Origin of the sequence: Roseibium sp., assembly GCF_039982295.1 — a bacterium.
In the GTDB taxonomy this organism is placed as follows: domain Bacteria; phylum Pseudomonadota; class Alphaproteobacteria; order Rhizobiales; family Stappiaceae; genus Roseibium.
In genome coordinates this window covers 144,966-159,067 of record NZ_JBDWYP010000092.1, presented here as the reverse complement: position 1 = coordinate 159,067, position 14,102 = coordinate 144,966, and the positions used below count along the sequence as shown (strand labels likewise).

General features: G+C 58.3%; 13 protein-coding genes. 4 read left to right on the top strand and 9 right to left on the bottom strand.

Annotated elements, in window-relative coordinates; all coding sequences use genetic code 11:
- Nucleotides 1-73: 73 nt before the first annotated feature.
- The 3 genes from ABJZ52_RS20925 to ABJZ52_RS20915 are packed head-to-tail and all read right to left on the bottom strand — an operon-like array spanning nucleotide 74 to nucleotide 5,322.
- Complete coding sequence (locus ABJZ52_RS20925) at nucleotides 74-3,640, bottom strand: efflux RND transporter permease subunit (protein ID WP_348190899.1); 3,567 nt, start codon at nucleotides 3,638-3,640, stop codon at nucleotides 74-76.
- Entirely contained in the window at nucleotides 3,637-4,740 is a 1,104-nt protein-coding gene (locus ABJZ52_RS20920) for an efflux RND transporter periplasmic adaptor subunit (protein WP_348190897.1), read from the bottom strand. Before ABJZ52_RS20920 ends, ABJZ52_RS20925 begins: the two co-directional genes overlap by 4 nt.
- Nucleotides 4,741-4,767: 27 nt before the next feature.
- Nucleotides 4,768-5,322 (bottom strand): PadR family transcriptional regulator, encoded by a 555-nt coding sequence (locus ABJZ52_RS20915; RefSeq protein ID WP_348190894.1) that lies wholly within the window; start codon nucleotides 5,320-5,322, stop codon nucleotides 4,768-4,770.
- 319 nt (nucleotides 5,323-5,641) lie between these two features.
- Here ABJZ52_RS20915 and ABJZ52_RS20910 point away from each other — a divergent pair, with 319 nt between their 5' ends.
- Complete coding sequence (locus ABJZ52_RS20910) at nucleotides 5,642-6,016, top strand: hypothetical protein (RefSeq protein ID WP_348190891.1); 375 nt, start codon at nucleotides 5,642-5,644, stop codon at nucleotides 6,014-6,016.
- Between the two features lie 27 nt (nucleotides 6,017-6,043).
- Here the strand turns inward: ABJZ52_RS20910 and ABJZ52_RS20905 are convergent, their stop codons facing one another.
- Nucleotides 6,044-6,178, bottom strand: a complete 135-nt coding sequence (locus tag ABJZ52_RS20905) for a hypothetical protein (protein WP_348190888.1) — start codon at nucleotides 6,176-6,178, stop codon at nucleotides 6,044-6,046.
- A 204-nt stretch (nucleotides 6,179-6,382) separates the two neighbouring features.
- Here ABJZ52_RS20905 and puuE point away from each other — a divergent pair, with 204 nt between their 5' ends.
- The 3 genes from puuE to ABJZ52_RS20890 all read left to right on the top strand — a co-directional run bounded on the left by puuE (nucleotide 6,383) and on the right by ABJZ52_RS20890 (nucleotide 8,733).
- On the top strand, nucleotides 6,383-7,294 hold the full coding sequence (puuE, locus tag ABJZ52_RS20900; RefSeq protein WP_348190809.1) for an allantoinase PuuE: 912 nt from the start codon (nucleotides 6,383-6,385) through the stop codon (nucleotides 7,292-7,294).
- 113 nt (nucleotides 7,295-7,407) lie between these two features.
- Nucleotides 7,408-8,280, top strand: a complete 873-nt coding sequence (locus tag ABJZ52_RS20895) for a helix-turn-helix domain-containing protein (protein ID WP_348190885.1) — start codon at nucleotides 7,408-7,410, stop codon at nucleotides 8,278-8,280.
- Nucleotides 8,281-8,445: 165 nt separating this feature from the next.
- Nucleotides 8,446-8,733 (top strand): hypothetical protein, encoded by a 288-nt coding sequence (locus tag ABJZ52_RS20890; protein WP_348190806.1) that lies wholly within the window; start codon nucleotides 8,446-8,448, stop codon nucleotides 8,731-8,733.
- 81 nt (nucleotides 8,734-8,814) lie between these two features.
- On the opposite strand, the gene pobA is transcribed toward ABJZ52_RS20890, so the two are convergent.
- The 5 genes from pobA to ABJZ52_RS20865 all read right to left on the bottom strand — a co-directional run bounded on the left by pobA (nucleotide 8,815) and on the right by ABJZ52_RS20865 (nucleotide 14,100).
- Nucleotides 8,815-9,987 carry a 4-hydroxybenzoate 3-monooxygenase gene (gene pobA / locus ABJZ52_RS20885; protein WP_348190882.1) on the bottom strand — a complete coding sequence of 391 codons (1,173 nt, stop codon included), beginning with the start codon at nucleotides 9,985-9,987 and terminating at the stop codon, nucleotides 8,815-8,817.
- A 144-nt stretch (nucleotides 9,988-10,131) separates the two neighbouring features.
- The gene (locus tag ABJZ52_RS20880; protein ID WP_348190879.1) at nucleotides 10,132-10,659 is read right to left on the bottom strand and encodes an AAA family ATPase; all 528 of its coding nucleotides are present in this window, start codon (nucleotides 10,657-10,659) and stop codon (nucleotides 10,132-10,134) included.
- A gap of 115 nt (nucleotides 10,660-10,774) precedes the next feature.
- The gene (pcaB, locus tag ABJZ52_RS20875) at nucleotides 10,775-12,109 is read right to left on the bottom strand and encodes a 3-carboxy-cis,cis-muconate cycloisomerase (RefSeq protein WP_348190876.1); all 1,335 of its coding nucleotides are present in this window, start codon (nucleotides 12,107-12,109) and stop codon (nucleotides 10,775-10,777) included.
- Nucleotides 12,110-12,112: 3 nt separating this feature from the next.
- Nucleotides 12,113-13,318 carry a 3-oxoadipyl-CoA thiolase gene (gene pcaF, locus ABJZ52_RS20870; RefSeq protein ID WP_348190874.1) on the bottom strand — a complete coding sequence of 402 codons (1,206 nt, stop codon included), beginning with the start codon at nucleotides 13,316-13,318 and terminating at the stop codon, nucleotides 12,113-12,115.
- Between the two features lie 11 nt (nucleotides 13,319-13,329).
- Entirely contained in the window at nucleotides 13,330-14,100 is a 771-nt protein-coding gene (locus ABJZ52_RS20865) for a CoA-transferase subunit beta (RefSeq protein WP_348190871.1), read from the bottom strand.
- Between the last annotated feature and the right edge of the window lie 2 nt (nucleotides 14,101-14,102).

Genomic DNA, 14,102 nt, shown 5'->3' with positions numbered 1-14,102 from the left:
ACATTTCTTCGCTGAAATGAAAAAGGCCGGTCCCTCGCGGGGCCGGCCTTTGCTTTTAAACGTACGCGCCAGGTTACTCGGCTGCGTGCGGAAGTCCCTCAAGCGGCCGGTTGTTTTCCTGCGGGCGCTTCTCCAGCGCCACCACCTTGGCGGCTGGCCGTACTTCTTCAGCAGCCGGTTGTGCCCGCTCTTCACCCTCTGGCGTCTCTTCCAGCCGTTGATCCTGACCAGTCCCCCTGCGATTGCGCAGGCGCTGCCAGGTCCCGACCCAGACACTGGGAAGTGCGATCATGACCGGGATCATGATCAGCGTCAGGATCGTTGAGAAGGCAAGGCCGGAAATGACCGCCGTCGAAAGCTGAACCCACCAGACCGCCGTGATGCCGCCATATGCCGTCACCTGGTTGAAGAAGTCGAAGTTGACCTTCGTCGCCATCGGGATGAGGCCCGCGATGGTCGTAATGGTGGTCAGCAGGATTGGTCGGATGCGCTGCGCTGATGTTTTCAGAATTGCATCTAGCGGTTCCAGGCCGTCTTCACGGAACCGGTTGAACGTATCGATCAGGACGATCGCATTGTTGACCACAATCCCGGCCAGCGCGACGACCCCGGTGCCCGTCATGATGATCGAGAAGCTCTGTCCCGTGATCAACATTCCCAGCAACACGCCCATCACGGACATGACCACCGTCGAGAGGGTCAGGAACGTTTGATAGAACGAGTTGAACTGGGTCAGAAGGATCAGGAACATCAGGAACAAAGATCCGACCATGGCCTTCATCAGAAACTCACCGGACTCTTTCTGATCCTCATCCGCACCGCGGAACTCCAGGAAGATGTTGTCCGGCCAGGTCTGCGCCTGAAGCCATTCGTCCAGTTCCTTGACCTTTGCGTCCGGCGTTGAGCCCGATGCAGGATCCACGGTCGCTTTCACCATCATGGAATAAAGACCGTCGCGCCGGGTGATCGACGACACCTTCTGGGCCGGCGAACGATCGACGAAATTGGCCAGCGGAACGAGACCAAGCGGCGTCTGAAGACGCAACTGGTCAAACCGGTCGACCGTCCGCTCAGACTCCGGCAGCCGGACGCGGATGTCCACCTCGTCTTCGCTGTCGGTCGGGCGGTATTTTCCGATCAAGACACCGTTGGTGACAAGCTGCACCATGGAGCCGACGGATGCGATGTCAGCGTTGTAACGGCCTGCCTGTTCCCGGTCGATGGCGATCTGCCATTCGATGCCGGGCAGGGGGCGGTCGTCCTCCTGGTTGATCAGGCCATCCATCCGGTTCAAATGGGACCGGACGAACGCGACATTTTCAACCAGCGTATCATAGTCCGTGGACTTGATCTCCAGCTGAACGTCCTTGCCCGTTGGTGGGCCGCCCTCGATCTTGCGTGTCTCGACCTTGATGCCGGGAAGCATCGCGGTGCGTTCACGGATCTCGGCGAAGATTTCCTTGGCCTCACGCCGGCAGCAGAAATCCGCCAGTTCAAGCTGAAGCTCGCCGATGACGTCCGCAGGCTTGTCCTGCACACCCCCAATGAAGTCCGGACCGCCGCCGCTGCCAGGTACATTTGCCGAGCTGACGACGTTTTCGACGCCGGGGACCTGAAGGACTTGCGCTTCGACATCTTTCACCAGAACGAGGGACTCGGCCGCCGACATGTTGCCGCGACCGGAAATCAGCACAACGGCCTGATCCGGCTCCTCATCGACGAAGAACTCGACGCCGGTCGGATTCGAGGCGAAAGAGGTAAAGATCATGAAGCAGCCGCCAAGCATCAGGACGATGGTGACGATGTTGCCGACGGGATTGCCCGCCAGAAGCTTCAGGCCGCGCACATATAGACCCGTTGCACCTTTGACCTTGCGAACGTCAAAGGTGTTCGATCCGGACAGGGCCTGCGCATCGGCCTTTTCCGCTTCATGCCTCGCCTTGGCGCGCTCCTGCGACCAGCGCACGAAAGGCCGCAGCACATAGAAGCTCGCCACGCCGACCGCCACGAAGGTGACGACGGCCAGGAGGCCCAGAACATTGCCGAGAAGTTCCCCAGGCACATTGCCGGCCATCAGGCTGGGCAGGACAGGGGCATTCAGGACGATTGTCGCGGAAAGGGCCGCAAATACGAGGGCAAGAAGCACGGTCGCGTTCCGCGAGGCCCAATGAGAGACCTGCGCAAAGATCCCGCCAGTTACCGGCAGGAACACCATCGCGGTGGCCAGTGACGCGGACAGCACGATGATCACCATGATCGGCAGGTAACTCATGAACTCGCCCGCAACACCGGGCCAAAGCAGCATGGGCAGGAAGGCCACGAGGGTCGTCGCCGTGGACGAGACAATCGGCCAGAACATCAGCTTGGCCGCCCGGATATAGGCCTCCCGGTCTTCCATGCCTTCCGAGATCTTGCGGTCTGCGTATTCGGTCATGACGATCGCGCCATCGACGAGCATGCCGACGGTGAGAACGAGGCCGAACATGACCATCGTGTTGACCGTGTACCCCATGCCGCCAAGGATCAGGAAGCCGACCATGAAGGAGGTCGGGATGGCGATGCCCACAAGCAGCGCTGATCGCAGGCCGAGGGCGGCTACCACCAGAATCATCACCAGGAAAATTGCGGTCAGGATCGACGATTGAAGCGATCCCAGAACCTCGAAGATGTTCGAGGACTGGTCGAGCATCATGTCGACCTTGATCGTGGAAGGCCATTCTTTCGATGCTTCTTCCACCACGGCACGAACAGCTGCGTTGTTCTCGATGATATTGGTGCCGATACGCTTGGTGACCTGAAGGGCAATCGCCGGTCGGCCATTCACGCGCGTATAGCTGTTGGCATCCTTGAAGGTCCGGCGGATCTCAGCAACATCGCCGAGAGTGACCAGGCCTTCGCCGTTCTGCTTGATCGGCAGCGAATAGACGTCTTCCGCCGTCTCAACGAGACCTGGAACCTTGACGTTGAAGCGTCCCTTGCCGCCATCAATGTAGCCGGCAGGAACCAGCTGGTTGTTCAGCGTGAGGGTCGACAGCAACTCCTGCTGGCTGATCGAATAGGCCTCGAGCTTTTGGGCATCAATCAGGATTTCGAGCAGTTCCTCGCGGTGTCCGGCAAGATCGGCGGAGCGAACCGTGTCAATTGCTTCAACCTGATCCTTCAGCCGCCGCGCGTGGCGATAGAGCGTACGCTCTGGAACATTGCCGGAAAGCGCGATGGTGATCGTTGGCACCAGCGCGAAGTTCGTCTCTGCGATTGTCGGCTCTTCTGCGTCGGCTGGAAGTTCTCCCTTGGCCTGATCCACCTTGTCGCGGACGTCGGCCAGGGCCTCGTCCTTGTCAAAGGCGATATCAAATTCAAGCACGATCCCGGCATGGCCTTCGGAGGCAATTGCGGTGATCTCCTTGAGGCCGTCAAGGCCGCGCAGCCCTGTCTCCATCGGGCGCACAAGCAGGCGCTCGGCATCTTCTGGAGAAATGCCCGACTGGGAGATTGAGATGTAGAAGATCGGGACATCAATGTCCGGACTGTCTTCCTTCGGGATGGCGATATAGGTGAAGATACCGGCGACGAGTAGCGCCAGCATCAACACAAAAACGGTTTTCGGACGGCGCAGGACACCTTCGAGCATGTCGATCATTGGGCAACCTCCGCGGTCTCGAGAACCGGCTCAACCATCTGTCCGTCGGTCACATAGTCCTGACCGACCGTGATCACGGTGACGTTGTCCGGCAGCCCGCTGACCCAGACGCCATCCTGCTCGCCACCAAGCACGGTCACCGGAAAGAACTCGGTCGTGTTATCGTCGTCCACTGCGCGCAGGCCAACCTGACCTGCATCGTTCAAGGTCAGGATTGCTGGTGAAATCTTGTGCGCTTTTTCGCTCGCCAGCGGCAAACGGGTCAGCGCCGTCACGCCGTCGCGTGCGATCCCGTCGGGGTTGGGAACCTCGACTTCAATTCTGAAGGTGCGTGTGTCAGGGTGAGCTGCAGGAGAAATGTAACGCACCACGCCGTCAAAGCTCTGCCCGGTGATCAGCTCGACTTCCGCCGCCATGCCGACGGATATCTTGGCGATATCGACCTCTGACACCTGACCAATGGCTGTCATCGGATCCGTATCGACCACGGTCGCGCAGGCATCGCCTACGTTGAGGCGGGCACCGATGTTTGCCATGGGGCTTTCTATAATGCCATCTATGGGCGAACGGATGATGGTTCTGTCCAGTTCCAGCTCGACTTCCTCGACGCGCGCGCGTGCAGCGTCGAGAGAGGCCTGAACCGCCGCGACCCGGGTCTGTGCGGTAAAGCCCTTTGTCGAAAGCTGTGTTGCGGCGGAATGGTCGAGTTCGGCCTGGGCCAGCATCGCTTTGGCTTCAAGCACGCTTGCTTCCCGTGTGCCCTTGGCGAGCACACACAAGACGTCGCCTGCCGCAATCCGCGAGCCTTCCTTCGCCGGTCGTTCGATGACGCGGGCCGCAGTTTCCGAACGTACCTGAACCTTGGCGTGCGCTTCCGTCCGCCCGCGGATGTCGAGAACCGCCTTGCGTTCTGTTGCTGTCAGATGCGCGACTTTTACCCGAAAGAGACCATCTGTCGCCGCATCCTGACGTTCAGCCGGAGGAGGTGTCGCGTTCGGGCTGTCGGCGCGCCCGCCGATCACGACCGTACCGGAGTACATCCAGGCGCCAATGCCTGCTGCAAGGCCAAGGGCCAGAATATAGGAAAACTTCAAACGCATGGAATAGCTCCAAAATTTCTCGATTGCCTATTCGGCTGCCACGGCCTGGGAGAAGCCACTAACGCCCTTGGCGATGCGAACAAGTTCCTCGCCATGGGAGGCGAGGTAGTTAAGGGTAAAAGTCATGCAAGCGACGCCATAAGAGCGGGTCCAACAGGATGCGGGGTCCGAGTCGTCGCAGCCTTGGGCGACCAGCGTGTCGAGTTCTGCCTGAACCTGACTGCGGCGACGCTCAATCGCCTTTTCGATGGCGTCCGGCCCGATGTGCTCCGCATAGAGAGCAACCAGCAGGAACGGTGATTTGAATGTGTCGGCAGCCTGGGGTTCGGTGAGACCTTTTAGGAATTCGGCACGGCCGGCCTCAGTGATCGAATAGACCTTGCGCGTCGGCTTGCCGTCCTGCAGCTCTTCGCGCACAGTGACAAGGCCCTCGGCTTCTAGCCGTGCCAAGGCCGGATAAATGGAGCCGAAGCTCGCATCCTCGAAATAGCTAAACTTGCCCTCGGTCGATTCCTTGCGGATCTCGTATCCCGTGGCATCGCCAAAACCGAGGATCGCCAGACAGAGGCTGCGAACGCTCATTCCATTACTCCCGCGTCGGGAAAGCCAACGCCGCTTCAAGGGTCACATCCCGGCCTGTATTGGCCGCGGCAATTTGCCGTCACTTTGACCATCGGTGATTTGACTAGGTACTCGCTCTATATATATCGTGTCTATATATGTGTGATCGATATAACAAATTTGTGATCCTTCGACAAACGGGCAGAAGGCAAGGAATTTTGCCGCATTGCTGCTCGAGTCAGCTCAGCGGTAGACTGGATTTCCATCTTCAGAAAGCGTTCGCCAGGTCTTGGTGGTCCACGCCGATGCCGATGAACAATCGCATGAAAGGGGAAATGGCATGCTATGGCTGAACAGATCTTTCCGTTCATTCCGAGATTTGCTGCCGAAAAACCCGTTATTTCGTTTGTTGACGATCAACGGTGTGCTCGGGGTGGCTATATCCGGGGGGCTACTGGCCGGTGTGTTCTGGGCGAACATCGGTAATTTGAGGGTGCTTGTAACCCGATCCGAAGACCCGGTTTTGCCCATCGTGATGTTGGCGGTGGGGTTCATCATCACACTGACCTCTGTGGTCATGGGCTCAGCCATCATGATGCTGGGCGCGAAGGACGGTGATGGGGGAAAACGTAACCTGAACTGGCCTTTGGCGCTGGGGGCTGCTCACCAGTCGGTTCCGGTGTCTGCGCGGGCCGACAAGAGGCGCGCGAGTTGATCGGGGCGGGACCTGACAGGACCTGCCCTAGTTGTGGTTTTCTGCTGACTGTACGTGGGGCATTGGAGTCTGCGCGTGGGCAGGGACCGGGTCGAAGTCTGCGAAGAGCGTCATGGTTGCGCCCGTGAGCAGGAGCAGTAGTCCGGCGGATGTAAGATGCATGGCCATCTCCTTGAAAAGCTGTTGAGCCGCTTTTAGGCAGCGACTTTCTAAAGCCGAGGAAACCGATCCACTAAAATTTGATACAATAGTATTTTTGACGAGGCGCTGCCGTTCCTTAGCCGTTTCCGGGCGATTGTGCGCTTGCAACATGGCGCCGGTTGGGGTTTGCTCAGGCAACCAGATACTGATCAGGATTTCCGTGAAATGACATCGTCTTATCCGCGCGACATGGTTGGCTACGGACGGACTGCGCCGCAGCCCAATTGGCCTGGCGAGGCCAACGTGGCCGTTCAATTTGTCATTAACTATGAAGAAGGCGGAGAGAATAATATTCTGCACGGCGACGCAGCTTCTGAAGCGTTTCTGTCTGAAATTGTCGGCGCTCAGCCCTGGCCGGGTAAACGGCATTGGAACATGGAGTCCATCTACGAGTACGGATCGCGCGCAGGGTTCTGGCGCTTGTGGCGCATGTTCACCAGCCGCTCGATCCCGGTCACGGTCTATGGCGTCGCAACAGCTCTGGAGCGCAACCCGGAAGCCGTTGCCGCCATGAAGGAGGCTGATTGGGAAATTGCATCCCATGGTCTCAAGTGGATCGAATACGCGGACATGCCCGAAGAGGAGGAACGCGAACAGATGCGCGAAGCGATCCGCATCCATGAAGAGGTGACCGGATCGCGGCCTCTGGGCTGGTACACGGGGCGTTGCTCCATGCAGACACAAAAGCTGGTCATGGAAGAAGGCGGCTTTCTGTACGACAGCGACAGCTATGCTGACGACCTGCCTTACTGGGTCGACGGGCCTGATGGCGACCATCTGGTCATTCCATATACGCTCGACACCAATGACATGCGCTTTGCAGCCGTTCAGGGCTTCAACTCCGGGGATCAGTTCTTCACCTACCTGAAGGACGCGTTCGACGTGCTTTACGCCGAAGGCGAGGCTGGCGCGCCCAAGATGCTGAACATTGGCCTGCATTGCCGGCTGGTGGGACGGCCCGGCCGTGCCGCTGCGTTGGCGCGGTTTTTGGATTATGTCGCCTCCCACGACAAGGTCTGGCTGACGCGCCGCATCGACATCGCCTGGCATTGGCATGCCCATCATGCGCGAGGGTAGAGGCTACCAAGGGCAGGTTGTCGATCATTTGGCGAGGCCTGATGGTTTGGGGTAATGTTATCGAGTGGGAACCTGTCCGGTTCTCTTGATCATCAGGAGCACAAAACCGGCACATGGCCTCGGCGACCCCAATACCCACATACCACCTTTACGGTGAAGATGACCCGGTTGAGGATTTCGATTTCTTTCATATCGAAACCATCCGGACCCGGTCAAAGCCGCACGGCTGGTCTTTGGGCGCGCACAGCCATGCGCACTTGTTCCAGATGCTTATGATCACGCAGGGCGCCGGCCATCTCGTCGACGACACCGGTGAGCGGGAAATTTCGCCCACGATGGCGGTGTTCAACCCCGCGGGTGCGGTCCACGGCTGGACCTTTACGCCGGATACGCAAGGCTATGTCGTCTCCTTCAGCCCCGACTATCTTGGAGGGCGTGAAGAAAACCGCGCCGAGGCAGAACGATCGGCATTGCATGCCGCATCCAATCTGGTGTTCGAGCTGGAGCGGGAAGACCAGCGGCGGCTGACATTCTGTCTTGACGAAATGGCGGAGGAATTTGGCAACGGGCGAAGACGGCGCGACATGTTTCGCCCACTCCTCAGTCTGGCGCTTGTCCTGCTCTTTTCCAGAAAAGCGGACGCGGGTGAACTTGATCGAACACCGGGTTTCTCACTCTTTCGATTTCGCGCTTTGGTTGATGAGCACTTCAGAACGCAGCGTTCCACCGAGTTTTATGCCGCCGAGATGGGGCTGACGACGCAGCGGCTGAACAGATATTGCCGATTGTTCGCCGATCGGACCGCTGCGCAGAGCATTCGCGATCGGGTGATTCTGGAGGCGCGCCGCCTTATCGCATTCTCCGACCTCAGTATTTCCCAGGTTGCTTACGACCTCGGCTATGAGGATCCAGCATATTTTTCCAGGGTGTTCAGAAAAGAAACCGGAGAAGCTCCGGCCGACTTTCGTGCGCGTCACGCTACCTGATCAGAGATATATCATCTTCCGATGCTTTGGATTTGACTGGGTAAATTAACCATTTGTTTAGAATTGCAGGCTCGAAGCACAACCCTTCATTGTGTTTGGCGCCTCTGCGGCTTATCACTTTTGCGGGGTTAATAATTTGTTAATTTGACGAAGGGTGGGTGTCACATGAACCTCTCGAGCCGCTATTTTACCGTCTATGTTTTTGCAGCTTTCATGTTCGGGTTTTCCGTCATGGTTGCCGTGAACACGGACGCAGCCGAGCGCACCGTCGAGAGATTGGTTGTCGATGGCAACGAACTTATTGTTCTGTCTCAAAGAACCTATCATGCGATCGATCTTGACGAGATGGAAGACATTCTCGTCCGTCTCCATGCAGCGGGAGTCTATATGCCCACGGCTCTATTCGGGGCCATTGACAAGGAACTTCAGGACGTTGCACGCAGGATTGACTGAAAGTTCCAGCGGCAGGTCCCAGTCAGCAAAAAGCCCCGACGCAGCGATGCTCCGGGGCTTTTGTTTGACCGGTGAGACGTTCTAGTAGGGTAGGCCGACATAGTTCTCCGCCAAACTGACCTGCGCCGCATTGGAACTCGCAAGGTAATCCATGTCCGCCTGCTGCATGCGGGCGTTGAAGGGGCCCAGCTCGGGAAACTGATGCAGCAGTGATGTCATCCACCAGGAAAAACGCTCTGCTTTCCAGATCCGGGCCAATGCATGCTGGGAATATGCATCCAGACCGGCCGTTGATTTCTCGCCATAATATTCAATCAGGGCGTTGGACAGATAATGGATGTCGGAGGCCGCAAGGTTGAGGCCTTTGGCTCCGGTGGGAGGCACAATATGGCCCGCGTCACCTGCCAGCATCAAACGGCCAAACCGCAATGGCTCCGCGACGAAACTGCGCAACGGTGCAATGCTTTTTTCAATCGAGGGGCCTGTCTGAATATTGGCCGCGGCCTGTTCTCCAAGGCGAATTTTCAACTCATCCCATATGGCATCGTCGGACCATGCGTTGATGTCCGTTCCAATGGGAACCTGGATGTAATAGCGGCTCAGTTTTTCCGAACGCATGGAGGCAAGAGCAAAGCCATTGGGATGATTGGAATAGATCAGCTCATGGTCGACCGGCTTCACATAAGATAGGATTCCGAGCCAGCCGAAGGGGTAGACCTTTTCGTATTCGGTGATCGCACCATCGAGCACCGACGCGCGTGAAACGCCATGGAAACCGTCGCAACCGCAGATAAAGTCACAGGCGATCTCATGCGTCGTGCCGTCCTTGTCATAGGTGACGCGCGGGCTGGGCCCGTCAAAATCGAGGGGCGTCACGTTCGACGCGTCATAGATGACCTTTCCATCGCGCGCCCGGTGCGCATCCATGAGGTTCCGGGTGACCTCGGTTTGTCCATAGACCATGACACTCTTGCCGCCAGTCAGGCCCTTGAGGTCGATCCGCAGCCGGGTGTCGGCAACACTCAGTGTGAAGCCGTCATGGGGCAGGCCTTCCTTGCGCATTCGGTCCGAAACACCGGCACGTTCCAGCATGTCCACCATGCCTTGTTCGAGAACACCGGCGCGGATGCGTGAGAGCACATACTCAGGGTCCCGTCGCTCCAGGACAAGACAGTCGACACCGGCAAGATGCAGAAGCTGGGAAAGCAGCAGTCCCGACGGGCCCGCTCCGATGATGACAACCTGTGTGCGCATGAACGATCCTCCCCAGGGCGATTTCGATGTGTTGGGAGGATCTTAGGAGCCAGCTCAGCGAACGGAATGGATCATCTGATTGAAGACTTGGACATTTTGACTGATCAGTTGAGGTCAGTTGACACTCAACATTTTTGAAGGGAGTCAGTCCTTCTGCGGCCGAAGGTGTGTCTTGATCTGCGCGATGCATTCGAGGGGAGAATGACGGGCCGTATCAACTTGCAAAAGGTTTGCGGACTGGCGCTCAGACCAGGGTTCAAACTCACGATTTTGCACCGTGTGCCAATCAGGCAGTTGAATATCCGGGTTGTTGCCCTTCCTCTTCTCCACGCGTTGACGATGCTCCTCCTTGTCGGAGCAGTCGACCCAGACATCCAGCCACGCGACACCTGCGTCGCGGGCGGTCTCGTGAAAGCTTTCGCGTGAAAGACTGACTGAATTGACGCTGTCCAGGATCACCCAACGCCCAAGGCGCAAGTTGTCCAACGCGACTGCGCGGGCCGTGTCATAGCCCGCAGGTCCAATGTCGTCAGGTGTCTTGATCGCTTCGCAGGACAGCATGACCTTTTCGATCGTATCGATCCGCAGATAAACGGCTTGAAGATCTGAAGCCAATTCGCGTGCGATCGACGTTTTGCCCGTTCCGGGCAATCCGGAGAAAATGATCAGCATTGAAAAGCTCCAAATGCTCAGCGCGAAGGCAAGGGCTTACCTACGGGTTTTCAATCAAACGCTGAATGAAAACATCTGACTCAACTTTCAAAGTCACTGAATCAACATCTTAGCGTTAGTCCTCAAGATGCTGATAGGATTCCAGAACACGATCAATCATGGCATCGCTTGCGCCCATGTGGTGCGCCGGATCCTTCATGTCTTCCCAGTCAACGGTGGTATCGCTGAGGCCTGCCAGGACATCGAAGAGATGTACCCCTTTTTCATTGACCTCTTTGCAGGCGCTCTTGACGAGTGCTTGCGCCTCTGGACGTGGCATGTGTTCTGACAGCGCGAAACTGGCAGCCTCGGCAAGCAACAGGCCATTGGACGTCTCGATTGTCGCGCGCATGGGCTCGCCTTTGACCTCAAGCGCTCCGACAAGTCGGTTCGCATGATCCAGGGCGCTGCCCGTCGAGAGGACGATTTGCGGCAGTGTCAGCCACTCAAGGGTCCAGTTGGCACCAGATCTTTCATGCTCTTGAAGCGCGGCCTGATGCAAGGTTCCGAGCAATCCTGCATTTTGGCGTGCAAGCGCAACGAGCACTTCGGCGCCGACCGGGTTGACCTTGTTCGGCATGGTCGAGGAACCGCCACCGCCGCCCGGGCGCACTTCCGCGATTTCATTCTGCGCCAGCAGCACGATGTCAGTGCCGATTTTGCCAAGTGTCCCCGTCACAAGCGACAACCAGCCGGCGTAGTCATACAGACCGTCGCGCAATGTGTGCCAGGGAGCTGGTGAAACGCCAAGGTTCAAACGCGCGGCAAGGTTCGTTTCGACAGCGACCGCGCGCTCGCCAAGGGCGGAGAGATTGCCCGCTGCGCCCCCAAATGAAAGCACCAAAAGCCGTGACTTGATGCCTTTGAGCCGCTCCAGATGGCGCAAAACACCGGAGAGCCAGACGGCGACCTTCAGGCCAAAACTCGTTGGGGTCGCCTGCTGCATGCGTGTCCTTGCAGCAATTGGCGTGTTGCGGTGAGCATCTGCGAGCTTCGCCAGTTGGGCGGCCAGCTGCTTCAGAGATGCTTCATGAAGATCAATTGCGGTGCGCAGCCGCAAGATGAGCCCTGTGTCGCAAATGTCCTGACTGGTCGCGCCCCAATGAACAAAACTGGCATGCTCAGACCCGACCGCTGCGCGGAGTTGCGCAACCAGGGCAGGGACGGCGACGCCGTCTCTCGCAGTCCGTTCCGCGAGGCTGATCGGGTCGATCAGAAGGCTATCGCAGGTCGCCGCAATAGCAGCTGCCGAAACCTCCGGGATGAGCCCGCAGTCGGCCTCTGCCAATGCGAGCGCAGCTTCGACATCGAGCATGGCTTTGATGACGGCCTTGTCCTCGAAAAGGGTGGCGGTCTCAGGAGCTGTCAGAAGTGCACCCGTGATCTGGCTGTCGAAGGCAGTCGGCCCCATGTTCTAAGCGCTCTCCAGTGCGATGGCGATGCCCTGACCGACTCCGATGCACATCGTCGCCAGCGCCAGTTTGCCGCCACGTTTTTTCAGTTCCAGTGCCGCAGTTCCCGTGATCCGGGCACCTGATGCGCCGAGCGGGTGACCGATGGCAATGGCACCGCCATTCGGATTGATGCAGTCAGCTGTTTCATCAAGTCCGAGATCGCGCAGAACCGCAAGACCTTGTGAAGCGAAAGCCTCGTTCAGTTCAATGATGTCGAAGTCTTTCGGCGCAATGCCAAGCCTCCCACACAATTTGCGCGTGGCGGGAGCGGGGCCGATGCCCATGATGCGCGGAGGAACACCTGAGGTCGCGCCGCCAACGACGCGGGCGATCGGTGTGAGACCGTATTTGCGGACCGCATCTTCAGACGCAATCAGCAGTGCCGCGGCGCCGTCATTGACGCCCGACGCATTGCCGGCGGTCACCGTGCCGCCGTCTCTGAAGGGTGCCCGCAGTTTTGCAAGGGTCTCATGGGTGGTGTCCGGCCGCAGGTGCTCATCTTTTTCCACGATCACAGGATCGCCCTTGCGTTGCGGGATCGTCACCGCAACGATTTCTTCCGCCAATCGCCCGCTTTCCTGGGCGGCTGACGCTTTCTTTTGCGAGCGATAGGCAAAGGCGTCCTGATCCTCGCGCGAGATCAAAAAGTCTTCGGCGACATTCTCACCCGTTTCCGGCATCGAATCGACGCCATACTGCCTTTTCATCAGGGGATTGATGAAACGCCAGCCGATGGTCGTGTCGTGCACCTCATTCGAGCGACTGAAAGCTGTTTCGGCCTTTGGCATGACAAAAGGCGCTCGCGACATGCTTTCGACGCCTCCAGCGACTATGAGATCCGCCTGACCGGAGATGATCGCCCTTGAGGCGGTTATGATCGCGTCCATACCCGATCCGCAAAGCCGGTTCATCGTAGTGCCGGGAACCGTTTCGGGCAGACCGGCAAGAAGCGACGACATGCGGGCGACATTGCGGTTGTCCTCACCAGCCTGATTGGCACAGCCATAGATCACCTCATCGACCGCAGCCCAATCCACATCCGGGTTACGCTCGATCAGGGCCTCGATCGGGATCGCTCCCAGATCGTCGGCGCGAACCGAGGCAAGCGATCCGCCAAATCGTCCGAAGGGAGTGCGGATATAGTCGCAGATATAGGCACGTTGCATTGCGGGCTCCCTTATTGGCCTTCGTGGGCGGCTTTGGTGCGGGCATGCAGATCCCGCAGGATCTGTAGCTCTTCGGCACTCGGGGCGGGCGTCTCGATCACATGCTCGGCGAACTTGGCGGGCCAGCCAACGGTGTCCTGAACGTCCGCTCGAGAAGCGCCAGGATGCAGCGAGGTCACGGTGAACTCCTTGGTTTGGGAATCCGGTTCCCATACTGCGAGATCGGTAATGAGCCTTGTCGGTCCCTTGGTATGGACACCATGATCGGCTCGGTCCGATCCGCCCTTGCCATGGCCGAGTGATGTGATGAAGTCGAGTTTCTCGACAAACCCACGGGTCGACTGTTTCATGGTGATGAAGATCTCGCCGCAGGAAATGGCGATTTCAGGTGCGCCGCCGCCGCCAGGCAGGCGGACTTTCGGGTTATCATAGTCCCCGACGACAGTGGTGTTGATATTCCCGAACCTGTCCAGCTGTGCGCCCCCAAGGAAGCCTACAGTGATGCGTCCGCCCTGGAGCCAATAGCGGAACATCTCCGGCACCGAGACCGTGTTCAGCGCCGTGTCGCACAGTTCGCCGTCACCGATGGACAGTGGCAGCACCGTTGGCGCCGTTCCAATGGTGCCACTTTCATAGATCAGGGTGATATCGGGCGCATGGGTCAGACGCGCCAGGTTGCAGGCTGCCGAAGGCGCGCCGATGCCGACAAAGCAGACATCATCGTTGGACAGCGCACGTGCGGCGGCAACCGTCATCATTTCGGTCGGGGTGAAGGTGCTCATCT